Source organism: Streptomyces sp. NPDC007808 (assembly GCF_042868655.1).
Lineage (GTDB): Bacteria > Actinomycetota > Actinomycetes > Streptomycetales > Streptomycetaceae > Streptomyces.
Genome location: NZ_JBIAEQ010000010.1, coordinates 219,637 through 244,433, shown reverse-complemented (window position 1 = coordinate 244,433; position 24,797 = coordinate 219,637). Strand labels below are relative to the sequence as shown.

Annotated in this window: 21 protein-coding genes and 1 pseudogene; 14 read left to right on the top strand and 8 right to left on the bottom strand. The window is 70.1% G+C overall.

What is annotated here, in order from left to right:
* Positions 1-327: 327 nt before the first annotated feature.
* Together ACFYNL_RS34260 and ACFYNL_RS34255 are read right to left on the bottom strand one after the other, a co-directional pair.
* On the bottom strand, positions 328-1,647 hold the full coding sequence (locus ACFYNL_RS34260) for a D-arabinono-1,4-lactone oxidase (RefSeq protein WP_388810574.1): 1,320 nt from the start codon (positions 1,645-1,647) through the stop codon (positions 328-330).
* On the bottom strand, positions 1,607-2,845 hold the full coding sequence (locus ACFYNL_RS34255) for an MFS transporter (RefSeq protein ID WP_388810572.1): 1,239 nt from the start codon (positions 2,843-2,845) through the stop codon (positions 1,607-1,609). Before ACFYNL_RS34255 ends, ACFYNL_RS34260 begins: the two co-directional genes overlap by 41 nt.
* 279 nt (positions 2,846-3,124) lie before the next feature.
* Here ACFYNL_RS34255 and ACFYNL_RS34250 point away from each other — a divergent pair, with 279 nt between their 5' ends.
* A complete protein-coding gene (locus tag ACFYNL_RS34250; RefSeq protein WP_388810569.1) occupies positions 3,125-4,252 on the top strand; it encodes a ferrochelatase in 1,128 nt (375 codons plus the stop codon).
* A gap of 8 nt (positions 4,253-4,260) precedes the next feature.
* Entirely contained in the window at positions 4,261-5,076 is an 816-nt protein-coding gene (locus ACFYNL_RS34245; RefSeq protein WP_388810567.1) for an inositol monophosphatase family protein, read from the top strand.
* Positions 5,077-5,178: 102 nt separating this feature from the next.
* Here the strand turns inward: ACFYNL_RS34245 and ACFYNL_RS34240 are convergent, their stop codons facing one another.
* Positions 5,179-5,352 (bottom strand): hypothetical protein, encoded by a 174-nt coding sequence (locus ACFYNL_RS34240; protein WP_167348321.1) that lies wholly within the window; start codon positions 5,350-5,352, stop codon positions 5,179-5,181.
* A 417-nt stretch (positions 5,353-5,769) separates the two neighbouring features.
* Here ACFYNL_RS34240 and ACFYNL_RS34235 point away from each other — a divergent pair, with 417 nt between their 5' ends.
* The 4 genes from ACFYNL_RS34235 to ACFYNL_RS34220 all read left to right on the top strand — a co-directional run bounded on the left by ACFYNL_RS34235 (position 5,770) and on the right by ACFYNL_RS34220 (position 9,325).
* A complete protein-coding gene (locus tag ACFYNL_RS34235; protein WP_007385219.1) occupies positions 5,770-6,423 on the top strand; it encodes a response regulator transcription factor in 654 nt (217 codons plus the stop codon).
* A gap of 6 nt (positions 6,424-6,429) precedes the next feature.
* Positions 6,430-7,683 (top strand): sensor histidine kinase, encoded by a 1,254-nt coding sequence (locus tag ACFYNL_RS34230; RefSeq protein ID WP_388810564.1) that lies wholly within the window; start codon positions 6,430-6,432, stop codon positions 7,681-7,683.
* 405 nt (positions 7,684-8,088) lie between these two features.
* Positions 8,089-8,385, top strand: a complete 297-nt coding sequence (locus tag ACFYNL_RS34225; RefSeq protein ID WP_005481602.1) for a DUF4193 domain-containing protein — start codon at positions 8,089-8,091, stop codon at positions 8,383-8,385.
* Positions 8,386-8,398: 13 nt separating this feature from the next.
* The gene (locus ACFYNL_RS34220) at positions 8,399-9,325 is read left to right on the top strand and encodes a hypothetical protein (protein ID WP_388810562.1); all 927 of its coding nucleotides are present in this window, start codon (positions 8,399-8,401) and stop codon (positions 9,323-9,325) included.
* 152 nt (positions 9,326-9,477) lie between these two features.
* Here ACFYNL_RS34220 and ACFYNL_RS34215 read toward each other — a convergent pair whose 3' ends face one another.
* The gene (locus ACFYNL_RS34215; protein ID WP_388810560.1) at positions 9,478-9,939 is read right to left on the bottom strand and encodes a DUF3093 domain-containing protein; all 462 of its coding nucleotides are present in this window, start codon (positions 9,937-9,939) and stop codon (positions 9,478-9,480) included.
* Between the two features lie 58 nt (positions 9,940-9,997).
* Between ACFYNL_RS34215 and ACFYNL_RS34210 the strand changes: the two genes are divergently transcribed.
* The 6 genes from ACFYNL_RS34210 to ACFYNL_RS34185 all read left to right on the top strand — a co-directional run bounded on the left by ACFYNL_RS34210 (position 9,998) and on the right by ACFYNL_RS34185 (position 14,625).
* Positions 9,998-10,582, top strand: a complete 585-nt coding sequence (locus ACFYNL_RS34210; RefSeq protein WP_388810558.1) for a PaaI family thioesterase — start codon at positions 9,998-10,000, stop codon at positions 10,580-10,582.
* Positions 10,579-11,130: a dUTP diphosphatase gene (gene dut, locus ACFYNL_RS34205; protein ID WP_388810555.1), complete on the top strand. Its 552-nt coding sequence runs from the start codon at positions 10,579-10,581 to the stop codon at positions 11,128-11,130. The genes ACFYNL_RS34210 and dut overlap by 4 nt, the downstream gene beginning before the upstream one ends.
* A gap of 1 nt (position 11,131) precedes the next feature.
* On the top strand, positions 11,132-11,890 hold the full coding sequence (locus ACFYNL_RS34200) for a DUF3710 domain-containing protein (protein ID WP_388810552.1): 759 nt from the start codon (positions 11,132-11,134) through the stop codon (positions 11,888-11,890).
* A gap of 160 nt (positions 11,891-12,050) precedes the next feature.
* Positions 12,051-13,217: an alginate lyase family protein gene (locus ACFYNL_RS34195; protein ID WP_388810551.1), complete on the top strand. Its 1,167-nt coding sequence runs from the start codon at positions 12,051-12,053 to the stop codon at positions 13,215-13,217.
* A gap of 211 nt (positions 13,218-13,428) precedes the next feature.
* Positions 13,429-13,827: an OB-fold nucleic acid binding domain-containing protein gene (locus ACFYNL_RS34190; protein ID WP_388810548.1), complete on the top strand. Its 399-nt coding sequence runs from the start codon at positions 13,429-13,431 to the stop codon at positions 13,825-13,827.
* A 3-nt stretch (positions 13,828-13,830) separates the two neighbouring features.
* On the top strand, positions 13,831-14,625 hold the full coding sequence (locus ACFYNL_RS34185) for a DUF3159 domain-containing protein (protein WP_388810546.1): 795 nt from the start codon (positions 13,831-13,833) through the stop codon (positions 14,623-14,625).
* A 71-nt stretch (positions 14,626-14,696) separates the two neighbouring features.
* On the opposite strand, the gene ACFYNL_RS34180 is transcribed toward ACFYNL_RS34185, so the two are convergent.
* On the bottom strand, positions 14,697-15,374 hold the full coding sequence (locus tag ACFYNL_RS34180; RefSeq protein WP_388810543.1) for a potassium channel family protein: 678 nt from the start codon (positions 15,372-15,374) through the stop codon (positions 14,697-14,699).
* Positions 15,374-16,045, bottom strand: coding sequence for a potassium channel family protein (locus tag ACFYNL_RS34175; protein WP_388810540.1), 672 nt, complete (start codon positions 16,043-16,045; stop codon positions 15,374-15,376). Before ACFYNL_RS34175 ends, ACFYNL_RS34180 begins: the two co-directional genes overlap by 1 nt.
* Positions 16,046-16,927: 882 nt before the next feature.
* Between ACFYNL_RS34175 and ACFYNL_RS34170 the strand changes: the two genes are divergently transcribed.
* Both ACFYNL_RS34170 and ACFYNL_RS34165 read left to right on the top strand, forming a co-directional pair.
* The gene (locus ACFYNL_RS34170) at positions 16,928-18,976 is read left to right on the top strand and encodes an APC family permease (protein WP_388810538.1); all 2,049 of its coding nucleotides are present in this window, start codon (positions 16,928-16,930) and stop codon (positions 18,974-18,976) included.
* 121 nt (positions 18,977-19,097) lie between these two features.
* Entirely contained in the window at positions 19,098-20,426 is a 1,329-nt protein-coding gene (locus ACFYNL_RS34165; protein ID WP_388810535.1) for a class I SAM-dependent RNA methyltransferase, read from the top strand.
* Positions 20,427-20,907: 481 nt separating this feature from the next.
* On the opposite strand, the pseudogene ACFYNL_RS34160 reads toward ACFYNL_RS34165, so the two are convergent.
* Positions 20,908-21,032 (bottom strand): annotated as a pseudogene (locus ACFYNL_RS34160) (sugar hydrolase); the annotation flags it as partial.
* A gap of 90 nt (positions 21,033-21,122) precedes the next feature.
* Positions 21,123-24,467: a glycosyl hydrolase gene (locus tag ACFYNL_RS34155; protein ID WP_388810532.1), complete on the bottom strand. Its 3,345-nt coding sequence runs from the start codon at positions 24,465-24,467 to the stop codon at positions 21,123-21,125.
* Positions 24,468-24,797 lie beyond the last annotated feature (330 nt).

Here is a 24,797-nt window from a genome sequence, read left to right as displayed (position 1 = left end):
AGTTGCCCGGCGTGTCGGGCACGGGCCCTGGATCGCCGTTATGGCACGGTTACCTATTCGCAACGCTAAGTGACCAACTCGGTCACCCTGTGCAACTAGCCCCCTCCCGGCGGTCCTTGAAGGCCACGGACGCCCTGGCGGGAGACCGGACCCAGGGCTCGCAACAGTACTCCATTCGGGCCACGTGCGTGGATTGGCGCGCCGCCCATCTTCTGGCAAGAAGTGCGACTCGGCCGTATGTTGCGCGGTTCGGGGATCTTGAACGTGGCGTACTTCACGCAATCCGCAGAAACGGAACTAATGGATTTCGCCCCTGAGTCGCGCCGGCTATGCCCCCAACACCCTGCGCAGGTAGTCGTTCTGGAAAAGGCGGTCCGGATCCAGCCGGTCCCGCAGCCGTGTGAACTCCTCGAAGCGCGGGTAGACCTGGGCGAGGTACTCGGCGTCCCGCGTGTGCACCTTGCCCCAGTGCGGGCGGCCTTCGTGCGCCGTGAAGATCCGCTCGGCGGCGGTGAAGTACCGCTGGTACGGCGTGCCCTTGACCATGTGGACCGCGATGTACGCGCTGTCGCGGCCCGAGGCGGTGGACAGCGTGATGTCGTCGGCCGGCGCGGTGCGCACCTCGACCGGGAAGCTGACCCGCACACCGGAACGGTCGACCATGGCCTTCAGTTCGCGCAGCGTCTCGACCACGGCCTCGCGCGGAACGGCGTATTCCATCTCCATGAAACGCACCCTGCGCGGTGATGTGAAGACCTTGTAGGGGATGTCGGTGTATGTCCGCGCGGACAGGGCCTTGCTGGAGACCTGGGCGATCGCCGGGATCGCCGCGGGCACCGCGCGGCCCACCCACTGGGCCACCTGGAAGACGCCGTTGGAGAGGAACTCGTCCTCGAACCAGCCCTGGAGCTGCGGCACCGGTTTCTCGGGGCCCGCGCTGCGGTTGTTGCGCTTGGTGTTGGTGTTGCCGGTGTGCGGGAACCAGTAGAACTCGAAGTGCTCGTTCTCCGCCCACAGTTCGTCGAACGCCGCGAGGACCTTCTCGAACGGCATCGGCTCCTCACGCGCGGAGAGCAGGAAGACGGGCTCCACGGCGAAGGTGATCGCCGTGACGATGCCGAGGGCGCCGAGGCCTATGCGGGCCGCCGCGAAGACATCGGGGTTCTCCTTCTCGGAACAGGTGAGCACCGAACCGTCGGCCGTCACCAGCTCCAGGCCCTTGATCTGGGCGGCGATCGAGGCCGACTCGCGGCCGGTGCCATGGGTGCCGGTGCTGATGGCGCCGGAGACCGTCTGCTCCATGATGTCGCCCATGTTCGTGAGCGACAGGCCCTCGCGCGCCAGGGCCAGGTTGAGCCTCTTGAGCGGGGTGCCGGCCTCGACCGTGACCGTCATGGCGTCCCGGTCGATGCCGCGTATGCCGGTCAGGAGTTGAGGGCGGATCAGCACACCGTCGGTCGCGGCGATCGACGTGAACGAGTGCCCGGTGCCGACCGCCTTCACCCGCAGGCCGTCCTCGGCGGCCCGGCGCACCGCCGCGGACAACTCGTCGACGGAGGCCGGAGTGACCTCCCGCGCGGGGCGGGCGGCGACATTGCCACCCCAGTTACGCCACGTTCCGTTCCTGCCGCTCGCTGTGCTGCTCAACGGTGCCTCCCCGACGCGGAGCCGGCCTGCTGAGCCGGCGGTACCCCAGGAAACCGACCGCGACCGCGACGGCCCCGGACACCGCCGGAACCCCGTACCCGGCCTTCGCGCCGGCCGCGTCGATCACCCAGCCGGCCATGGAGGAACCGAGCGCGACCCCGACCGCGAGCCCCGTGCTCACCCAGGTCATGCCCTCGGTCAGTTGCGCGCGTGGTACGTGCTCTTCGATCAGGGACATGGTGGTGATCATCGTGGGAGCGACGGCCATGCCCGCAACGAACAGCGCCACGGCCAGAAACGGCAAGTTTCCGACCAGTAGGAGGGGGATCATACTCACGGCCATGGCGCATATGCCCAGCAGCCAGCGAGGTTCCGGCGCCCCCTTGAAGCGCAGCAGCCCGAAGACGAGCCCCGCGGCGCAGGAGCCGGCCGCGTACAGCGCGAGGACCACGCTCGCGGCGCCCTTGTGGCCCCGCTCGTCCGCGAAGGCCACGGTGACCACGTCGACGGCCCCGAAGATCGCCCCGGTCGCCACGAAGGTGGCCACCAGGACCTGCAGTCCGGGGGCGCGCAGCGCCGAACTGCCGCCGCGGCGCTCGCGCGGGTGAGGCGCGGGCTCGGTGTCGCGCTGTGCGGTCAGCCAGAAGACACCGACCGCGAGGAAGCAGCCGGCGAGCAGGGGCCCAGCCTCCGGGAACCAGGCCGTGGACAGGCCGATGGAGATGATCGGCCCGAAGATGAAGCACACCTCGTCCACCACGGACTCGAAGGAGTACGCGGTGTGCAGTTGCGGCGTCCCCCGGTACAGCGCGGCCCAGCGGGCGCGGATCATCGCCCCGACGCTCGGCACGCAGCCGATGCCGACACAGGCCACGAACAGCACCCAGTCCGGCCACCCGTAGTGCGCGGCGAGCAGCAGCACGGCCCCCGCCACGAGCGAGATCAGCGTCGCGGGACGCAGCACCCGCCGCTGCCCGTACTGGTCGACCAGCCGGGACACCTGGGGACCCGCCACCGCGGCGGCCAGCGCGATGGTCGCCGACAGGGCGCCGGCGAGCCCGTAGCGTCCGGTCAGCTGGGAGATCATCGTCACCACGCCGATGCCCATCATCGACAGCGGCATCCGGCCGAGGAGGCCCGCGGCGGAGAAGGCCCTGCTGCCGGGGGCGGCGAACAGGGCGCGGTAGGGGCTGGGCACGGAGGTCTCCGGTCGGGTGGGAGCACCGGGGGCGGCGGCTCGGGGCGGGTCGAGGGGGCGGGGCGGCGCGCGCAGGGCGCGAGGTGCGCGGTGGGGCGCGGAGTGGTGCGTAAGGCGTTCGGTGGTGCGTAGAGGCGTGCGGTGGCCCGGTAAGGCGTATGGATGGCCGATACAGCTTACGAGTTAGGCGACCCTAACGCACCTGTTCGGACGAACCGGGAACCCGGGTGGCCACCCCGCCGTTTCCCGGCTGTCAGCACCGGATGACAGGATCGACCCATGCCAGACGCGCGCGATGCCAGTCCCTACGACGCCCTGCTCCTGCTCTCCTTCGGCGGCCCCGAGGGCCCCGACGACGTGATCCCTTTCCTGGAGAACGTCACACGCGGGCGGGGCATCCCCAAGGAGCGCCTCAAGGAAGTCGGCGAGCACTACTTCCTGTTCGGCGGCGTCAGCCCCATCAACGCCCAGAACCGGGCCCTGCTCGACTCCCTGCGCAAGGACTTCGCCGAGCACGGCCTGGACCTGCCGATCTACTGGGGCAACCGCAACTGGGCGCCGTACCTGACCGACACGCTGCGCGAGATGGTGGCCGACGGCCGCCGTCGTGTCCTGGTCCTCGCCACCAGCGCCTACGCCTCCTACTCGGGCTGCCGCCAGTACCGCGAGAACCTCGCGGACTCGCTCGGCGCCCTGGATGCCGAGGGTCTCGCACTGCCCCGGATCGACAAGCTGCGGCACTACTTCAACCACCCCGGTTTCCTGGAGCCGATGATCGAAGGCGTGCTCGCGTCCCTCGCCGACCTTCCCGAGGACGTGCGGGACGGCGCCCACATCGCCTTCTCCACCCACTCCATCCCGGTCGCCGCCGCCGACACCTCCGGGCCCGTCGAGGACCACGGCGACGGCGGGGCGTACGTCAAGCAGCACCTGGACGTCGCGCAGCTGATCGCCGACGCCGTGCGCGAGCGCACCGGGGTCGACCACCCCTGGCAGCTCGTCTACCAGTCCCGCTCCGGCGCCCCGCACATCCCGTGGCTGGAGCCCGACATCTGCGACCACCTGGTGGAGCGGCACGCGGCCGGGGCCCCGGCGGTCGTGATCTCGCCCATCGGCTTCGTCTCCGACCACATGGAGGTCCTGTACGACCTCGACACGGAGGCCAGGGCCAAGGCCGAGGAACTGGGCCTGCCGATGCGCCGTTCGGCCACCGTCGGCGACGATCCGCGCTTCGCCGCCGCGATCCGCGACCTCGTCCTGGAACGCGCCGCCGTGGAGCGAGCGCAGGAGGTCACGCCGTGCGCCCTCGGCGCGCTCGGCGCCAGCCATGACCTCTGCCCGGTGGGCTGCTGCCCGTCCCGTGCGCCCAGGCCCGCCGCCGCGGGCGCCGACAGCCCCTACGCGTGAGGAGCCACGTGACCGACGCCCAGCATTCGGACCTGCTCGCCCTGGCCCAGGAGGCCGCCCGCCGCGCGGGCGAGCTGCTGCGGGACGGCCGCCCCGCCGACCTCGCGGTCGCCGCGACCAAGTCGAGCCCGATCGACGTGGTCACCGAGATGGACATCGCGGCGGAGAAGCTGATCACCGGCCTGATCTCCGAGTACCGCCCGGACGACGGCTTCCTCGGCGAGGAGGGCGCCTCGACGGACGGCACGAGCGGCGTCCGCTGGGTGATCGACCCCCTGGACGGCACGGTCAACTACCTCTACGGGCTGCCCACTTGGGCCGTTTCCATCGCCGCCGAGCAGCACGGGGAGACGCTCGTCGGGGTGGTGGCGGCCCCGATGCGGGGCGAGACGTTCCACGCGGTCCGGGGCCGGGGTGCGTGGGCCAGGGGCGCGTGGGCCGGGGAGCGCAGGCTGCGCTGTCGGCCGGCCACTCCGCTGGACCAGGCGCTGGTCTCGACCGGCTTCAACTACGTCACCGAGGTCCGCACCCACCAGGCCGACGTCGCCCAGCGGCTGATCCCCCTCCTGCGGGACATCCGGCGCGGCGGCTCGGCCGCGATCGACCTCTGCGACCTCGCGGCGGGGCGGCTCGACGGCTACTACGAGCGGGGGCTGCACCCGTGGGACCTCGCCGCGGGGGACCTCATCGCGCGGGAAGCGGGCGCGGTGACGGGTGGGCGGCCCGGAGAGCGTCCGTCACGTGATCTGACGGTCGCGGCCACACCGGAGGTCTTCGAACCCCTCCAGCGGCTCCTGGAGGACTTCGGGGCCTGGCACGACTGACCGGGTGCGCGGGTGCGCGGCGAGGCCGCCTTGCGGCACCCCGGACGCGCGAACGGGCCCCGGTGCTGGATCACCGGGGCCCGCTCTGTGCTGCCGTGCTGGTCAGACGCTAGACGCGCCGACTTCCACACCGTGCTCGGCGGCGAGGCGGCGCAGGTCGTCGAGCTCGCCCTGCTCGACCTCGACGAGGAAGTCGTCGCCCTCGTCACGAGCCCGCGTCAGGTCGGACTCGGTCGCCTTTATGCGCTGCAGAAGTCCTGCGGTGAATGCGTCCATGCTGCGCCCCCTCGTCCTGGGTCGTGGGTCGGTGGCACGGGGGTGTGCCGTTCGGAAGGGGCGATCACGTCTCCGGTAGGTGCCCAGCGCTGCCCTGCCGGGCGGCGACGGTGCCGGACACCCACGCCCGCCCTGCGGGAAGCGGATCGCTGCGTACCGGATGGTGGTGCGGCACAAGCAGAGCGTGATCGCGGGGTGTACATGCCGTCCTCCCCTCGCGCCGTTCCGCGGAAACCTCAACCGGACGAGAAAAATTCGCATCCCCGCGCCCCACAGCCGTCGTCCATGGTCCGCACACCCCTCTTACCGCCGACTTATGACGGAAAAGGGCAGGATGGAGGCCAGAACCCAACCAGGACCCTGCCCGCGCGCGGAAGATCAAGCGCTACGCGGGTGGACACAGGAAGGACAAGCGACGTGCGCGTACTCGTCGTCGAGGACGAGCAACTGCTCGCCGATGCGGTGGCCACCGGACTGCGCCGGGAGGCCATGGCCGTCGACGTCGTGTACGACGGTGCGGCCGCCCTGGAGCGCATCGGCGTCAACGACTACGACGTGGTCGTCCTCGACCGCGACCTCCCGCTCGTGCACGGCGACGACGTCTGCCGCAAGATCGTCGAACTCGGCATGCCCACGCGCGTACTGATGCTCACGGCGTCCGGCGACGTCAGCGACCGCGTCGAGGGGCTGGAGATCGGCGCCGACGACTACCTCCCCAAGCCCTTCGCCTTCAGCGAGCTGACGGCGCGCGTGCGCGCCCTCGGCCGCCGTACGAGCGTGCCGCTGCCACCCGTCCTGGAGCGCGCAGGCATCAAGCTGGACCCCAACCGCCGCGAGGTCTTCCGCGACGGCAAGGAGGTGCAGCTGGCGCCCAAGGAGTTCGCCGTCCTGGAGGTCCTCATGCGCAGCGAGGGCGCGGTCGTCTCGGCCGAGCAGCTGCTGGAGAAGGCCTGGGACGAGAACACCGACCCGTTCACCAACGTCGTGCGGGTCACCGTCATGACGCTGCGCCGCAAGCTGGGCGAACCGCCGGTGATCGTCACCGTGCCCGGCTCGGGCTACCGGATCTGATCGACCATGGCAACGACTCCCGCGCCTCCTCAGGCGCCGCCCAAGCCCACCTGGGATCCCCGCAGGGTAGAGCCCCCGTTTCCGTGGCTGCGCCCCACCATCCGCATAAGGCTCACGCTGCTGTACGGCGGCATGTTCCTGATCGCCGGCATCCTGCTGCTGTCGATCATCTACCTGCTGGCCGCCCAGGCCATCCGCACGGGCAACCAGCCGCCGTTCAAGATCTTGAGCGCGACCGACGAGCTCAAGATCGCCAACGGCGACTGTCCCGTGGTCAACGGCGCGGACGGCCTGACACTCGCGCAGTTCAACGAGGCCATGAGCGCCTGTATCGATCACCAGCGCGGGATCGCGCTGGACCATCTCCTCAGCCGCTCCCTCCTGGCTCTCCTGGGCCTTGCCGTCATCGCGTTCGCCTTCGGCTATGCCATGGCCGGCCGCGTGCTGTCGCCGCTCGGCCGGATCACCCGCACCGCCCGCGCGGTGGCGGGCTCGGACCTGTCCCGCCGTATCGAGCTGGACGGCCCGGACGACGAACTCAAGGAACTGGCGGACACCTTCGACGAGATGCTGGAGCGGCTGCAACGGGCCTTCACCGCCCAGCAGCGCTTCGTCGGCAACGCGTCGCACGAACTGCGCACCCCGCTCGCGATCAACCGCACGCTCCTCGAAGTGCATCTGTCTGATCCGAACGCGCCCATGGAGCTCCAGCAGCTCGGCAAGACGCTGCTGGCCACCAACGAGCGCAGCGAGCAGCTCGTCGAGGGCCTGCTGCTGCTCGCCCGCAGCGACAACCAGATCGTCGAGCGCAAACCGGTCGACCTCGCCGAGGTGGCCGAGCAGGTCGTCGACCAGGTGCATGCCGAGGCCGAGGCCAAGGGTGTGGTGATCCGGGGCGCGCGCAAACCCGTGGTCGTCCAGGGCAACGGCGTGCTGCTGGAGCGGATCGCGCTGAACCTGGTGCAGAACGCGGTCCGGTACAACATCGCGGAGGGCGGTTGGGTCGAGGTCACCACCGAGGCCCAGCACGGGCAGGCGGTGCTGGTCGTGTCGAACACCGGACCGGTGGTGCCGGCGTACGAGATCGACAACCTCTTCGAGCCCTTCAGAAGGCTGCGCACGGAGCGCACGGGCAGCGACAAGGGAGTCGGCCTCGGGCTGTCGATCGTGCGGTCCGTCGCCCGGGCGCACGGCGGGCACATCTCGGCGCAGCCCCGGGAAGGGGGAGGGCTCGTGATGCGTGTGGCGCTGCCGATCTGAGATCATGTGCGCCGAATACCTGCCGCGACGTGGGGATGTTCGCTTTGCGCGGAATTTTCTGGGCACTCGTCGAGCAGTTCCATGTGTGATCGATCACAAGGGCGAATTTCCGGCCATCTACTCTCCGTGATCATGCAACCTGTCGGAAAGCCGGGAAAATCCGGGTTTTCGGGGGTCTTGATCACGGGAAGTACACGGTGAGACGCCTTTGAACTGCGGCATTAGGACCGTGTACGGTCCCGTTCGCCATCCAAGCCGATCACTCTTGAGGGGTCCGGTTGGGTGTCGATTGAGTAACAGACCTTGATGTGAGGCAAAATCTCCGCCTCGGGTCGGGCACAAGTCCGGCCTCTCACGCGTTACGTGCGCTGGAGACACCGCAGACACCCAGAGGGGGAGAGCGACATGGCAACGGATTACGACACCCCACGCAAGACCGACGACGACGTCGACTCGGACAGCCTTGAAGAGCTGAAGGCCAGGCGGAACGACAAGTCGACCTCCGCTGTGGACGTCGACGAGTTCGAGGCCGCCGAGGGCCTGGAGCTGCCCGGAGCCGACCTCTCCAATGAGGAGCTGGCCGTCCGGGTGCTGCCGAAGCAGCAGGACGAGTTCACGTGCATGAGCTGCTTCCTGGTGCACCACCGCAGCCAGCTGGCCCGGGAGAAGAACGGTCAGCCGATCTGCCGCGACTGCGACTGAGAGCGGGTCGGGCATGACAGGCTCGACCCCTTCTCGGAAGCGCCGCTTCTCGTTCAGGGGAGCGGACCAGGGGCCGTCGGAGGGCCCCCACGGCGTGCGTGACGACGAGCGGGGCTCAGCCGGTACGGGAGCCTCGCTCGAACCGGCGTCCGGCCGGGCCGACCTCCCGGACCAGGCGGCGGTTCCGGTACCGGTCGCCCGGCGAAGGGTCGCGGCGATCCGGCAGAAGGCGCAGGAAGGGGTCCGTAAGGGCGGCAGCCGCGCTCGGGCGGGTCTCGGGTACCTCGCTGACCGGATCATCGAGAACGCCCCGCGGATCCCCGTACGGGACCTCGCGACGCTTCGCCGGCAGTTCCCGGGTCTCGGGCCCGAGCAGATCGCGGACAAGCTCGTCGCGGGCGCCGCGAACGCGAGCTCGACCGTCGGCGCGGGAGTCGGTGCTGCGGCGATGCTGCCGGTGCCGCCCGCGATGCCGGCCGAGCTGGCCGCCGAGATCACAGGGGTGGCCGCGATCGAACTGAAACTGATCGCCGAGCTGCACGAGGTGTACGGCGTACGCCCGCCCGGCGGTCTCAAGGACCGCAGTGCCGCGTATCTGTCCTCGTGGTCGGAGGAGCGCGGCATCGACCCCATGAAGCCCGCGACGTTGAACGCAGCTCTCGGCGGGCAGATGAAGCGCGAGCTGCGTCAGCAGATCATGAAGCGCATGGTGCGCAACCTGCCGAACCTCATGCCCTTCATGGTGGGCGCCGCGGTGGGTGCGCTCATGAACCGCAGGGACACGAAGAAGCTCGCCGCCCGGATCCGTGCGGATCTGCGCAAGATGCAGGTGCCGTGGGAGGAACTGCCGCCGCAGCAGCCGCTGGAGCGGCCGGCGGACGCCCTGGAGATCGAGGACGTCGTGAAGTGGCGCGGGCGCAAGAGGCTCGGGCGCGGCTGAGCTCGCGGCGCCGGGCCGCCGGAGGGGCGCGGGAGGGACCGTGGGGCGCCCGGAGAGCTGCGCGTGTTTCTTCGGTGACCGAGGCTTTCGGCGCGCGGCGAAGTCGTCGCGGCCGGCGGAACAGGGGGCCGGTATCGGCCCGCTCGGGTGTGCTAGGCCGAGGCCTTCGCCGCCCTGATCGCCTCCGCCAGGCGCTCCGGCTCCCGGGTCGACAGGTACAGGTAGGGGGTCGGGTCCTCGGGGTCCGAGACCTCCACGCGCAGGGCCCCGGGGATGTAGGCGCGCAGCAGCAGGAACGCCCGGGTGTCGGCCTTGTAGGTGCGCCAGGCGCGGGCCTCCTCCGCGTCCAGGACGTGCGTCTCGCCCAGCGCCCGCAGCGGAATCCTCGCCTCGCCCGCGATCAGTGAGTCACCCACCACGCGGATGCGGACCGAGCCGTAGGAGCTGGCCATGACGGCCGCCGCCGCGGTGCCGCCGACCAGGGCGGTGAGCATGGGGAGAGTGCCGAACGGCAGGACGATCAGGGCGAGGGAGACCCCGACCAGGAACGAGATCAGCCACCACGAGCGGGGGGCGGTGAGACGTTCTTCGTAGGGGGCGGCGGAGAGCTGCATGGAGCCAAGCTTGGCACGGTGTCCGACAGCTGCCGACGCGCGGGTAAGGTCTGCGGCTGTGAGTGGTACTTCAGCAGCGCTCAAGCCGCCGGTCGACGCCGTGAAACCGACCCGTCACCCCGACGCTCCCGCACCCGGGGAGCTTCTCGGCGCGCACTACGGCGAGTGCTTCGGCTGCGGCGGGGAGCAGGCCCACGGGCTGCACCTGGAGGCGCGGGCCGGGGAAGGCGTCCGGATCACCGCCGAGTTCACCGTGCAGCCCGCCCATCAGGGGGCTCCGGGGCTCGCCCACGGTGGTGTGCTGGCGACCGCACTCGACGAGGCCCTCGGATCGCTCAACTGGCTGCTGCGGACGATCGCCGTGACCGGACGGCTGGAGACCGACTTCGTGCGGCCGGTGCCGGTGGGCACGGTGCTGCACCTGGAGGCGGAGGTGACGGCGGTGGCGGGCCGCAAGATCTACTCGACCGCCATCGGGCGGATCGGCGGTCCCGACGGGCCCGTGGCCGTCCGCGCCGACGCCCTCTTCATCGAGGTCAAGGTCGACCACTTCATCGACAACGGCCGTCCGGAGGAGATCCGGGCCGCCATGAACGACCCGGACCAGGTCCGGCGTGCCCGTGCCTTCGAGGTGAACCCGTGAGCCGTGAACCCCTGGACGTGCTGATCCGGCGCGTCGACCCGGACGTACCGCTTCCGGCGTACGCGCATCCCGGTGACGCCGGAGCCGATCTGCGCACCACTCAGAGCCGTGAACTCAAGCCGGGGGAGCGGGCCGTGCTGCCGACGGGGGTGTCTGTGGCACTGCCGGAGGGGTACGCGGCCTTCGTGCACCCGCGCTCCGGTCTCGCCGCCCGCCTCGGTGTCGCTCTCGTGAATGCCCCGGGGACGGTTGATGCCGGGTACCGTGGGGAGATCAAGGTGATCGTGGTGAATCTCGACCCGCACGAGACAGTGCGGTTCGAGCGCTTCGACCGGATCGCCCAACTGGTCGTCCAGCAGGTCGAGAGGGTCCGCTTCCAGGAGGTCGCGGAGCTTCCCGGCTCGGCGCGGGCCGAGGGGGGCTTCGGGTCCACCGGGGGCCATGCCGCGGTGGGCGGTACAAGCAGCACAAGCGGTCAGGCCGCCGCCGGCGGCCGGGCGGGTGGGAATCGATACGCTTCGGTCGTATCCGACCGGGAAGGACAGTGACGTGTTCGGACGTCGCAAGAAGAAGGGTGCCGCCGAGGACGCGGCCGGCGAGCCCGAGCAGGTCGTCGACATCGACACTGAGGCGGACGACGACGGCACGCGCGAGCGCGTGAGGCTCGAGCCGGAACCGCGGCCCGACGGGCCCTGGGACAGCTCCGAGGTGCGCGACCCCGGCGAGGGACGGGTGGACCTGGGCGGCCTGTTCGTGCCGGGCGTCGACGGCATGGAGCTGCGCGTCGAGGTTGCGGGTGACGCGATCGTCGCGGCGACCGTCGTGCTGCGCGACAGCGCCATCCAGTTGCAGGCCTTCGCCGCTCCCAAGCGCGAGGGCATCTGGGGCGAGGTGCGCGAGGAGATCGGCTCCGGCATCACCCAGCAGGGTGGCATCATCGACGAGGTCGAGGGCCCGCTCGGCTGGGAGCTGCGGGCCCAGGTGCCGGTGCAGCTGCCGGACGGCACGGGCGGCTTCCAGGTCGTGCGGTTCGTCGGCGTGGACGGCCCCCGCTGGTTCCTGCGCGGTGTGATCTCGGGGCAGGGCGCGGTGCAGCCGCAGGCGGCCGGTCTGCTGGAGCAGATCTTCCGGGACACCGTCGTGGTCCGTGGTGACGGCCCGATGGCGCCCCGCGACCCGATCGTCCTGAAGCTGCCGAACGACGCCCAGATGGTCCCCGAGGGCGTTCAGCAGGAGGAGGCCGGTTCGCGCTTCTCCGGTGGCATGGGCCAGCTCCAGCGCGGGCCGGAGATCACCGAGGTGCGCTGAGCACCGTAGAGACACCAGGGCCGCATCCCGTAGGGGGTGCGGCCCTTTCTCGTGCGCGGGCCCTTGACGGCGTATTGGTCTGTACCTACCGTCTCCGGCCGAGGCGTCTGTTCATGAAGGCGCTCCACGTTCACATACATGAACGAAAGGCCCCCCACGTATGCGCAGAACAGCGCTCCTCGCCGCCGCGGCCGCCCTCGTCGCCGGCGCACTCGCCCGGCCCGCCGACGCCGCTCCCGCCGCCTTCGTCCACCCCGGAGTCACCGTCTCCCAGGGGCAGTTGGACTTCACCCGCGCCAAGGTCGACGCCGACGCCCAACCCTGGAAGGGCGCCTTCGATCGGATGATGGCGAGCAAGTACGCCGATCTGAACCGCACCCCCAAGCCCCGCGCGGTCGTCGAGTGCGGCTCGTACTCGAACCCCGACCACGGCTGCACCGACGAACGCGAGGACGCGATCGCCGCCTACACCCAGGCCCTCGCCTGGTACGTCACCCGCGACGAGCGGCACGCGAGGAAGGCCATCGAGCTGATGGACGCCTGGTCCGCGGTGATCAGGGACCACACCAACAGCAACGCGCCCCTGCAGACCGGCTGGGCCGGCTCCTCCTGGCCCAGGGCCGCCGAGATCATCAAGCACACGTACCCGGGGGGCTGGGCGAACTCCGGCCGGTTCGCCACGATGCTGCGCACCGTGTACCTGCCCGAGATCATCAACGGCTCGAACTCCAACGGGAACTGGGAACTGTCGATGATGGAGGCCGCCGTCGGCATCTCCGTCCTCCTGGAGGACAGGGCGTCGTACGACAGGGCCATGGCGAAGTTCCGCACCCGCACCGCCGCCTACGTCTACCTGTCCTCCGACGGCGAGGTGCCCAGGACCGTGCCGAGCCAGAACCTCGACACCCGCGACAAGATCGTCAGGTACTGGCAGGGACAGTCCACCTTCGTCACCGGCCTCACCCAGGAGACCTGCCGCGACCTCACCCACACCGGATACGGCATCTCCGCCATCTCGCACATCGCGGAGACCAGCCGGATCCAGGGCCAGGACCTGTACGGCACCGACGTCGGCGAGCGGCTGCGGCACGCGCTCGGGTTCCAGGCCAGGTACGAGCTCGGGGCGTCCGTACCCGGCTGGCTGTGCGGTGGCTCGCTGCACCGCGGACTCGGTCCGGTCACCGAGGTCGGGCACAACGCCCTGGCCAACCGGCTCGGCCATGCCATGACCAACACCGGGACGCTCAACGCCCGCAACCGCCCGGCCGGCAGCAACAACCTCTTCGTCGCCTGGGAGACCCTCACCCACGGCGACAACCCCGGCTGAGCCCCGGGCACGGCGGCGCGGGAGCGTCAGGGCCGCGCGAAAGCGCCCCCGCCGCCGCATCGGCCCCGGCCGGGCGGAGGCGACGCCCTCGTCGGTCGGAGACGGCCGCTACAGGGCGCTCCCGGGGGAAACCGGCTGGTCGAAAGGGGTCGGTTCGAGCGTCGGTACGGTGGGTACGAAGGTGTCGGCGGGCCCCGGTACGCTTCAAGACATGAGTGCTGTTCCTCGTTCCGAAAAGTCGGTGGGCCGGTTCCGGCGCATGCTCGACCGGCTCTCCTCGTCGCAGGAGGACCTGGAGTCCGAGGAGCTGCGTGAGGACGCCGAGACGGCCGGCTGTATCAAGATCGGTGACTGCCATGACCGACAGGTGGTGACGGTTACTGGTACCTTGCGCACGGTCACGCTGCGGCCCCGTGCGGGAGTCCCGGCCCTGGAGGCCGAGCTGTTCGACGGTTCCGGCGCGCTGGACGTGGTGTGGCTCGGCAGGCGCTCCATAGTCGGGATAGAGCCGGGGCGCCGGCTGATCGCATCGGGCCGGATCGCCATGAGCCGGGGCCGCCGGGTGTTGTTCAACCCGAAATACGAACTGAGACCCCTCGGACGGGAGTAGCCGGTGACGTCGCTCGACAAGCCGACCGAAGACACCACCGCAGACGCCGAGCACGACGCCCGGGCGGTGACCGAGGCCGCGCTGTTCGAGGCCTTCGGCGGCATGCGCGGCATGATCGAGACGGTGCTGCCCGGCCTGCTCTTCGTCACCATCTACACGATCAACAAGGACCTGCACCTGTCGGCGATCGCCGCGCTCGCGGTGTCCCTGGTGCTCGTGGTGGTGCGCCTGGCGATGCGGGACACCGTCAAGCACGCGTTCAGCGGGGTCTTCGGCGTCGCCTTCGGTGTCGTGTTCGCGATGATGACGGGCAACGCGAAGGACTTCTACCTGCCCGGCATGCTCTACACGCTGGGGCTGGGACTCGCGTACATCATCACGACCCTGTGCGGCGTACCGCTGATCGGACTGATCCTCGGGCCGGTGTTCAAGGAGAACCTCTCCTGGCGCACGCGCAACCCCGGCCGCAAGAAGGCCTACGCGAAAGCCAGTTACGCCTGGGGCGCGATCCTGCTCGCCAAGTGCGCGATCCTCTTCCCGCTGTACTGGTGGGCGGACACCACGCAGCTGGGATGGGTGCTGGTCGCCCTGAAGATCCCGCCGTTCCTGCTGGCCGTGTGGCTGACGTGGGTGTTCCTTGCGAAGGCGCCCGCCCCGATCGACGTGTTCGCGGAGATGGAGGCGGCGGAGAAGGCCGAGGAGGAGCGCAAGGCGGCGTCGTCCGCGGAGCAGTCGTCCAAGGAGCAGTCGTCCTCGGAGCAGGAGGCCGCCGGCGGGCGGCACCGCCGAGAAGGCTGACGGACCCTACGACGACGGAGGGCGCCCCCGAACACTCGGGGGCGCCCTCCGTCGTCACAGCCCGTGAAGGCTCAGCCCCTGGTGCCCTCGCGGCGCACCGACAGCAGGTCCTCCAGCTGCTCCTCCCTCGCCTGGGCGGCGACGAAGAGGAGCTCGTCGCCAGCTTCGAGGGAGTCCTCGCGGGACGGGGTCAGTACCCGGGTGCCGCGGATGATGGTGACAAGGGAGGTGTCCTCCGGCCACTCCACGTCGCCGACCTGGGTGCCGGCCAGGGCCGACTCCTCCGGAAGGGTCAGCTCGACCAGGTTGGCGTCGCCGTGGCTGAAGCGGAGCAGACGGACCAGGTCGCCGACGCTCACCGCCTCCTCGACCAGGGCCGACATCAGACGGGGGGTGGAGACCGCGACGTCCACACCCCAGGCCTCGTTGAACAACCACTCGTTCTTGGGGTTGTTCACTCGGGCCACGACGCGCGGAACGCCGTACTCCGTCTTCGCCAGGAGGGAGATGACCAGGTTGACCTTGTCGTCTCCCGTCGCGGCGATCACCACGTTGCAGCGCTGCAGGGCCGCTTCGTCCAGCGACGTGATCTCGCAGGCGTCGGCCAGCAGCCACTCCGCCTGCGGGACGCGCTCGACCGAGATGGCGGTCGGCGCCTTGTCGATGAGCAGGACCTCGTGGCCGTTCTCCAGCAGTTCGCCCGCGATGGAGCGGCCCACCGCGCCAGCACCGGCAATGGCGACCCTCATCAGTGACCGCCCTCCTCTTCGGGACCCTTGGCGAACGCCGCCTCGACCTTGTCGATCTCCTCGGTGCGCATCATCACGTGCACCAGGTCGCCCTCCTGCAGCACCGTCTGCGACGAGGGCAGGATGGCCTCGCCCAGCCGGGTCAGGAACGCGACGCGAACGCCCGTCTCCTCCTGCAACCTGCTGATCCTGTGACCCACCCAGGACGGGGACGTGTGCACCTCGGCGAGCTGGACGCCGCCGGTGGGGTCCCGCCACAGCGGCTCGGCGCCGGACGGCAGCAGACGGCGCAGCATCTGGTCGGCCGTCCAGCGGACCGTGGCCACGGTGGGGATGCCCAGGCGCTGGTAGACCTCGGCGCGGCGGGGGTCGTAGATACGGGCCGCGACGTTCTCCACGCCGAACATCTCGCGGGCGACGCGCGCGGAGATGATGTTGGAGTTGTCACCGCTGGAGACGGCGGCGAAGGCGCCCGCCTCCTCGATGCCCGCTTCGCGCAGGGTGTCCTGGTCGAAGCCGACCCCGGTCACCCGACGGCCGCCGAATCCGGGGCCCAGCCGGCGGAAAGCGGTGGGGTCCTGGTCGATCACGGCGACCGTGTGCCCCTGTTGCTCCAGGGTCTGGGCAAGAGCGGAGCCCACCCTTCCGCAACCCATGATGACGATGTGCACGGCGCTTACCCCGCACTCCTCGTTAGGCGTCTGACTTGCGTGAACGTGGTGCTCATAACCTTCTCTCGGCTCGCCGGGCAACACTCGCGGCCCGATCCGGGACCGCTGGGAAACATCATGCCGGGGAAACCCCTCGATGATCCCTCGTGGTCGGATCGTGGGCTCGGATGTGCCTCAGTCCACCGTAACGTCAGGGTCCGACAGCCCTGACGGGGCATCCGTACCGGCCGGATCGCGGTTGCGGGCACGGCGACCGAGGGCGGGCCCACCGAGGCGCCGCGGGCGTGCCGGTGACCTGCCGATGGCGGCGGCCGGAGTCGGCGGCCGGAGGCGGCGCCGACGTGCTCGGGGCGTCGCGGGTTCACCGTCTTCAGCGGCGTCGACCTTCGAGTCGGCCGCAACCCCACGGTGGCGTGTGTGGCGTGGTGCCGCGTTCGCAGGCTTCGCAGGCTTGTGCGGGCCGACATCGAGCAGGCGGCCCAGGCTGCCGGACGGCGGGAGACGGTGGGAGACGGCGGGAGACGGCGGGAGACGGTGGGAGACTGCGGGAGATGGCGCGAGACGGCGGTGCTCTCCCCGTGGACGCGGCGGTGAGCGGGCCGCCATCGGCCCGCCTCTCAGCGGCGGTTGAAGCTCCGGACACTGGCCAGTGCCAGAGCGGCCAGTCCGGCGAGCGCGACGAGGGCACCGACGAGCTGGGCGGTCGCGTGCGACATGAGGTCTCCCGGATGTGATGAGCCGAACCGACGCAGGTCATGGAGGCACGCGCCTGCCTCCCGGGCCGACGCCCGGCGCGAGCGCGACGGTGAATTCACCCCCGCGCCGCGCGAGATTTCACCCGGATGTGCTCCGCCCCAGGCAGGGGGCCTACGATTCTCTGTTGTGTCCAAACTGACCGACGTGCCCAAACGGATTCTGATCGGGCGCGCGCTGCGCAGTGATCGGCTGGCTGAAACGCTCCTGCCGAAGCGCATCGCCCTGCCCGTGTTCGCCTCCGACCCGCTGTCCTCCGTGGCATACGCACCCGGAGAGGTGCTGCTGGTCCTGTCCATCGCGGGCTTGTCGGCTTACCACTTCAGCCCCTGGATCGCGCTCGCGGTCGTCGTGCTGATGTTCACCGTCGTCGCCTCCTACCGGCAGAACGTGCACGCCTACCCCAGCGGCGGCGGCGACTACGAGGTGGCCACCACCAACCTCGGTCCCAAGGCCGGTCTCACGGTCGCCAGCGCCCTGCTCGTCGACTACGTCCTGACCGTCGCCGTCTCCATCTCCTCCGGCATCGAGAACCTCGGTTCCGCGGTCCCCTTCGTGGTCGAGCACAAGGTCGAGTGCGCGGTCGCCGTGATCGTGCTGCTGACCCTGATGAACCTGCGCGGGGTCAGGGAGTCCGGCAGCCTCTTCGCGATCCCGACGTACGTCTTCGTCGCGGGCGTCTTCACGATGATCGCCTGGGGGGCGTTCCGCACCCTCGTCCTGGACGACACCATGCGGGCACCCACGGCGTCGTACGAGATCAAGCCGGAGCACGAGGGACTTGCGGGCTTCGCGCTCGTCTTCCTGCTGCTGCGCGCCTTCTCCTCCGGATGTGCCGCGCTCACCGGCGTCGAGGCCATCTCCAACGGCGTCCCCGCCTTCCGCAAGCCCAAGTCGAAGAACGCCGCGACCACCCTCGCGCTGATGGGCCTGCTGGCCGTCACCATGTTCTGCGGCATCATCGTGCTCGCGCTGGTGACCAAGGTCCGCATGGCCGAGAACCCGGCCGTCGACCTGCTCAAGGACGGCGTCGCGGTCGGTGCGGACTACGTCCAGAACCCGGTGATCACCCAGGTCGCCGAGGCGGTCTTCGGCAAGGGCAGCTTCCTGTTCATCGTGCTCGCAGCGGCCACCGCGCTGGTGCTGTTCCTCGCGGCGAACACCGCCTACAACGGCTTCCCGGTGCTCGGCTCGATCCTCGCCCAGGACCGCTATCTGCCGCGCCAGCTGCACACCCGCGGCGACCGGCTCGCCTTCTCCAACGGCATCGTGCTCCTGGCGGGCGCGGCCATCCTGCTGGTGTGGATCTACGGCGCGGACTCCACGCGTCTGATCCAGCTCTACATCGTCGGCGTGTTCGTGTCCTTCACGCTCAGCCAGATCGGCATGGTCCGCCACTGGAACCGCCATCTGCGCACCGAGACCGACCAGGCCAAGCGCCGCCACATGATCCGCTCCCGCGCGATCAACACCTTCGGCGCCTTCTTCACCGGCCTGGTGCTGATCGTCGTGCTCGTCACCAAGTTCACGCACGGCGCCTGGGTGGCCCTGCTCGGCATGGTGATCTTCTACGGCACGATGACGGCGATCCGCCGCCACTACGACCGCGTCTCCGAGGAACTCGCAGCCCCCGAGGGCCCGAGCGACGACATCGTGCGGCCGTCCCGGGTGCACTCCGTCGTCCTGGTCTCCAAGATCCACCGCCCCGCCCTGCGCGCCCTCGCCTACGCCAAGCTGCTGCGCTCGGACACCCTGGAGGCGCTCAGCGTCAACGTCGACCCGGCGGAGACCAAGGCGCTGCGCGCGGAATGGGAACGGCGCGGCATCGACGTGCCGCTGAAGGTGCTGGACTCGCCCTACCGCGAGATCACGCGGCCGGTCATCGAGTACGTGAAGAGCCTGCGCAAGGAATCCCCGCGCGACGCGGTGTCGGTCATCATCCCCGAGTACGTCGTCGGCCACTGGTACGAGCATCTGCTGCACAACCAGAGCGCGCTGCGCCTGAAGGGCCGGCTGCTGTTCACGCCGGGCATCATGGTGACCTCGGTGCCGTACCAGCTGCAGTCCTCCGAGGTGGCCAAGGCCCGTGCCCGCAAGCAGCAGGAGTGGAACGCGCCGGGCGCGGTGCGGCGCGGGCCCGCTCAGGAACGGGCCAAGGAGCCCGACGCCCAGCGCTGACCGGGGCCGGGGCCGGACGGGGAGCACGTAGACTGGTGGGCTGTTGTCGGGCCCGGCCCGGCTCCTCACGGCCCCTGTTCAGGGCCGTTCCGTCACCCTCTCGATCTGGAGTCACCCCACCATGCAGGCAGAACAGAAGAAGTCGCTGGTGGGCGAGGAGTACGAGGTCGAGATCGGCCCCGTCGCCCACGGCGGGCACTGCATCGCCCGCACCGACGCCGGCCAGGTGCTCTTCGTCCGGCACACACTGCCGGGCGAGCGGGTCGTGGCCCGGGTGACGGAGGGCGAGGAAGGCGACCGCTTCCTGCGCGCGGACGCCGTCGAGATCCTCACGGCCTCCAAGGACCGCATCGAGGCGCCCTGCCCCTTCGCCGGCCCCGGCCGCTGCGGCGGCTGCGACTGGCAGCACGCCAAGCCGGGGGCGCAGCGCCGGATGAAGGGCGAGGTCGTCGCCGAGCAGCTGCAGCGGCTCGCGGGACTGACGCCCGAGGACGTCGGCTGGGACGGCACGGTGATGCCCGCCGAGGGGGACAAGCTGCCCGCGGGCCAGGTACCGCAGTGGCGCACGCGGGTGCAGTACGCCGTCGACGCCGACGGCCACGCCGGACTGCGCCGGCACCGCTCGCACGAGGTGGAGCCGATCGACCACTGCATGATCGCCGCCGAGGGTGTCAGCGAGCTGGGCATCGAGAAGCGCGACTGGACCGGCATGGCGTCGGTGGAGGCGATCGCGGCGACCGGTTCGCAGGACCGGCAGGTGATCCTGACGCCGAGGCCCGGCGCGAGGCTTCCGATCGTCGAACTGGACCGACCGGTGTCGGTGATGCGGGTCGAGGAGAAGGACGGCGGCGTCCACCGCGTCCACGGCCGGCCCTTCGTCCGCGAGCGCGCGGACGGCCGCACGCACCGCGTCGGCAGCGGTGGCTTCTGGCAGGTCCACCCGAAGGCTGCCGACACCCTGGTGACCGCCGTCATGCAGGGCCTGCTGCCCCGCAAGGGCGAGACGGCGCTCGACCTGTACTGCGGAGTCGGCCTCTTCGCGGGCGCGCTCGCCGACCGCCTCGGCGACCAGGGCGCGGTCCTCGGCATCGAGTCCGGCAAGCGCGCGGTGGAGGACGCCCGGCACAACCTGGCCGACTTCGACCGGGTACGCATCGAGCAGGGCAAGGTGGAGACGGTTCTGCCGCGCACCGGGATCACCGACGTCGACCTGATCGTCCTCGACCCTCCGCGGGCCGGGGCGGGCCGCAAGACGGTGGCGCATCTCGCGTCCCTGGGAGCACGGCGCGTCGCGTACGTGGCATGCGATCCGGCGGCACTGGCCCGGGACTTGGGGTACTTCCGGGACGGGGGGTACCGGGTGCGGACGCTGCGGGTGTTCGATCTGTTTCCGATGACCCACCATGTCGAGTGCGTCGCGATCCTTGAGCCCGCCACAAAGGGGCTCTGAACTGCGATTTTCTCGAGTTCCTCATGAGTGGCCGGATGTGCTCGACCTGTTTCCCGAAGTGCACAAGGTGAACATGGCGCGTGCTCATCGACGTTGCTGACCTGCTGTTTCGCCGCCTGTGCAGAGGTGGTGGACGCGCCTCCCCAGCCAGCTCTTGCGGTCGGCGGGGTGTCTTGACGCTCCGGTGACGCTCGTTCTGATGGCCTGTCAGTTATGTCGCTGGCGAGGTCGTCGCCGAAGTCAGGGCTTACAAAGCCCGGCGAAATGGCCGGATGCCGTTCCGCTCTTCCCCCGGCGTCGTCGCCGTACGGGCCGTGGCGGGAGATTGCAACACGTCGGGGCCCGCGACGGGGGCCTCGTGAGACGGTCTGTCGTCGCTCGCGGGGGCCGCGTCTCGGCGGGTGGAGGCGTCGACCGCGCTGATGGCCTCGCGCATCTCGTGCTCGGTTTGTCCCTGGGCCCGGGTGCGTTCGATGACGGCAGGCTCGGCCCACGAGGCGTCCGGCGCCGGGACGGGCGGGACGGTTCCGCCGGCCAGGGGTGGCAGGTGCCGCTGACGTCGGCCCGGCCCTGGCGGCCCGTGGACATTTCCGTTCCGAGGTCGTACGGGGTAGCGGGTTCCTCGACGGCCGTACCACCGGACGAGCCCGGCCCGCGGAACGATCCGCCACAGGCCGGGCGGGGCCCGATCGGCTGTCAGCCGAACGGGATGGTCAGGACGGATCCCGTGCCCACCTGGAGGGTGGACGGACCGTTGCCCAGGGCGCTCCAGACCTCGACGCGGACGGTGCCGCCGTCCAGGTCGCCCAGGGTGCCCGACGCGGAGTGCGTCCCCTGCCGGGCGGAGGAGTAGTCCTCCCAGCCGGTGGTCGGATCGGTGGCGAAGTAGCGGAACGTCTCGACACGGTCGAAGGTGCCGTCACCGGTCAGGTCGTAGGAGACCCGAGCCTGCTGGGCGTAGCCGACGTGGGTGCCGGCGTCGACCTTGAAGGTGAAGGCCGTGCCGGAGCCCGCCTTCAGGGCGCCGTTGACGTTCTTCACCTCGTAGACGAGCGGGTTGTACGGGGTTCCGTCATGGTTGGCGCTGCCCGCGGACGGGATGGTGTCCGAGGAACCGGACGTAGCCGCCTCGGTGCTCAGCTGCCCGCCGGAGCGCAGGTAGAAGGTGTCGCCCGTGACCGGCGGGGGGCCGGAGGTGGTGACGGTCACGGTGTCGCTGGCCGGGCCGACCTGATCGGCCGTGTCCCGGGCCTTGACGCTGTAGGTGTACTTGGTGCCGGCGGTCAGGCCGGTGTCGGTGTGGGTGGTGCCGGTGACGGTGGCGACCTTGGTGGTGCCGCGGTAGACGTCGTAGTCCTTGACGCCCTTGTCGTCGGTCGCCGCCTCCCAACTCAGCTTCACCGAACTGCTGGTCACATCGCCGGCGACCGGGGTGCCGGGCGCGCTGGGCACCTCGTCCGGCGGAGGCGGGTTGCCGGTGGTGGTGACGGTCACGGTGTCGCTGGCCGGGCCGACCTGGTTGGAGGTGTCGCGGGCCTTGATGCTGTAGGTGTACTTGGTGCCGGCGGTCAGGCTGGTGTCGGTGTGGGTGGTGCCGGTGACGGTGGCGACCTTGGTGGTGCCGCGGTAGACGTCGTAGTCCTTGATGCCCTTGTCGTCGGTCGCTGCGCTCCAGGTCAGCTTGACGGAGTCGTCAGTGACGTCACCGGCGACCGGGGTGCCGGGCGCGCTGGGCTTGTCGTCGCCGGGGGCGCCGCACAGGGTGCCGAGTTCGGTATCGTCGCCCGCTCCGGACGCTGTCGACTTCGCCGGGACGTTCAGCACGCCGCCGTCGGAGAAGAGGACCGAGCACGCCTCACTGGTGTAGTTGTGCGCGGCGTACGTCTTGGTGCCGTTCTTGTCGAAGGCGACGGCGGTGGGCGAGTTGGCCGTGACGGTCATGTCCGGCGATCCGATGGAGTTCATCGTGGCGACCCAGTGGTAGGTGTGGGCCTTGGTCTCGCCGGCCTCTGGGACGTAGCCGCCGTTCCACTGGTTCCAGTAGCTCATGGCCTTGGCCGGGTCGTAGAGGGCCTGGACCTGCCAGAAGATGTCCTTCCACTCGACGGCCGGGCCGCCGTTCTCCCGCTCCATCTCGGCCACGCTGCGGTTCAGCATGGCCTTCTCGCGGGCCAGGTGGAGCGAGCCGCCGGTCATGGGCAGGAAGTTGATGCCGTGGATCTCCTCGGGGTTGGCGGTCCACCAGGTCGCGTAGGCGCCGCCGCTGCTCCAGACCATGCCCACGACGTCGTGGGTGAAGTCCTGCGGGTAGACCTGCTGGTCGGCGTCGAACCAGTACTGCGCGATCGACTCCGACTCGGTCGTCATCATGTAGACGCCCTGGTCACGCAGTGCCTTGTCGCCCATGGCCGAGCCCCACATGATCAGGCCGGCGCTGAGGTTGATCGACTCCGAGGACGACTCCTGGTTGTTGCCGGCGGCGAACGCCTCGTGGCCGGCGGCCCAGCTGTGGCCGGCGTAGACGTCGAAGCCGCGCAGGAACGGGTACTTGCCGTCGTTCCTCGCCGGGTTGGCGGCGTCCTTGATGAGCTCCTTGACCATGCCGCCCCACTCGGAGTCGGCGGCCCACTGCGGGTCGTACTGCGCCACGATGGCCGCGGCCATCACGTAGTACGAGTAGTGGAAGTGGTGGTCGTTGAGCTCCTGGTCGCTTCCGTACGAGGCCGGGTATCCGATGAGGGTGCGCCAGTCCTTGTCGTAGGAGAACTCGGAGGGGCCACCGACCGTGAACCATTCCTCCATACGGCCCTTGATCAAACTCAGCAGTTTGTCGCGGTTGACGGTGTCTCCGACCTGGTCCGCGAGGGGGACGAGCTGGGCGAGCTTGCCCAGGGCCTTGCCGGTCCAGTAGGTGTCGATCGCGCCGCTGAAGGGGTCGCCCTGGGTCAGCACGTCGTTGATGTAGCCCTTGAGCTTCGCCTTGTCGACGCCCGCCGCGCTCGGCAGGCCGGGCAGCACGCCGTTCACCTTCTGGGTGGTCGTGAAGGACGTGCCCTCGCGCACCTTCATCGCACCGCGCGAGGAGACGTAGCGGTAGGCGGTCAGCGGGTCGCTGCTGTGCAGCCACTGGTGGCGGTAGAGCGCCTGGAAGGTGCCGGTCTCAGTCCCCTCCTTCGGCTCGGTGGTCAGCGAGTAGGTCGCCGTGACCTCGCCGTCCCCCTCCTTGTACTCCCAGTCCACCTTCGATCCGGTCACGAAGCTGAAGGCGTACTTCTTGAAGTCGGCCAGCGCTGCCTTGTCCGGGAGGACCGCCAGGGAGAAGTACTCCTTGGAGCCCAGGTCGGCCCGGAGCTCGTTGCCGGAGACGGTCCAGTCGCTGCCGCTCGGGGCGAACAGCGCGTAGTCATGACCCGAGATGGTGACGCCGAGGACGTTGCCCTGGTCGGCGAAGACGGTCGGCGGAGCCGCCGCGCTGATCTGCGCCGCCCCTCCGGTGCCCTCCGCGTACACGTACGGCAGGCCGTGGCCGATGGTCGTCCGCAGACTGCGCGCACCGTCGTTCCAGTACGGGCTGACGGTCCAGTCGCTCCACCCGTCCGCCTTCGCGTCGGGCGAGTTGAGGCCCGAGAGCCCCAGGGTCAGGTCGGCTTTGTGCGGAAACTCGTACTGGCGGCCGCTGCCCACGATCTGGTGCGTGGTCGGGTAGCCGACCTCCAGGCCACCGGAGACCGCCTTGTAGGTGAGGGGATGGCCGTACATGTTCTCCGACCACGGATTGCTGGAGAAGCGTTGGAAGGCCAGCGACGACCACCAGTCGTTCGTCGGGACGGGGACGTCCGCCATGGCGGGAGTGACCTTCGGCTTGACCGCCTGGCCACCGCTGTTCGACGGCCCCTGGCGGCCGGCAGGGCGAACGTCGCTGTAACTGCCTTTCCCCACCTCGATGGTGGCGGCCGAGGCGACGCCGCTGCCCAGCGTACCGAGGGCGGTGGCGGCAAGAGCTGCTGTTGTCAGCAACGACACGTATCTTCGAGATTTCATGCCCAGCCCCTTTGAGAGCGCTCTCACGTCGCCGACAACGTAGGGCGGCTCCGTAAGGCGGTCAACACTTCGAGTCGAAATCCTTACGGGCTGTCGCACCCCTTCAAGACTTGAACGATCCGCAGCGCTGCTGGGCGTCGGCGGCCACCACCCACGCGACGTGCGAAGAAGCCGTCCAAGGCACTTGTCGTGCCATGACCTGCTCGCGTCGTCTCGTATGCGACGGGAGGTCGTCATCGCGCCGGGGCTGTACTTGGGACGAGGGCCGCCCGGCGGTACTGGGAGCGCTCTGACGCAAGCCGTACGTGTTTCGGTGGCCGCCCCCTACGT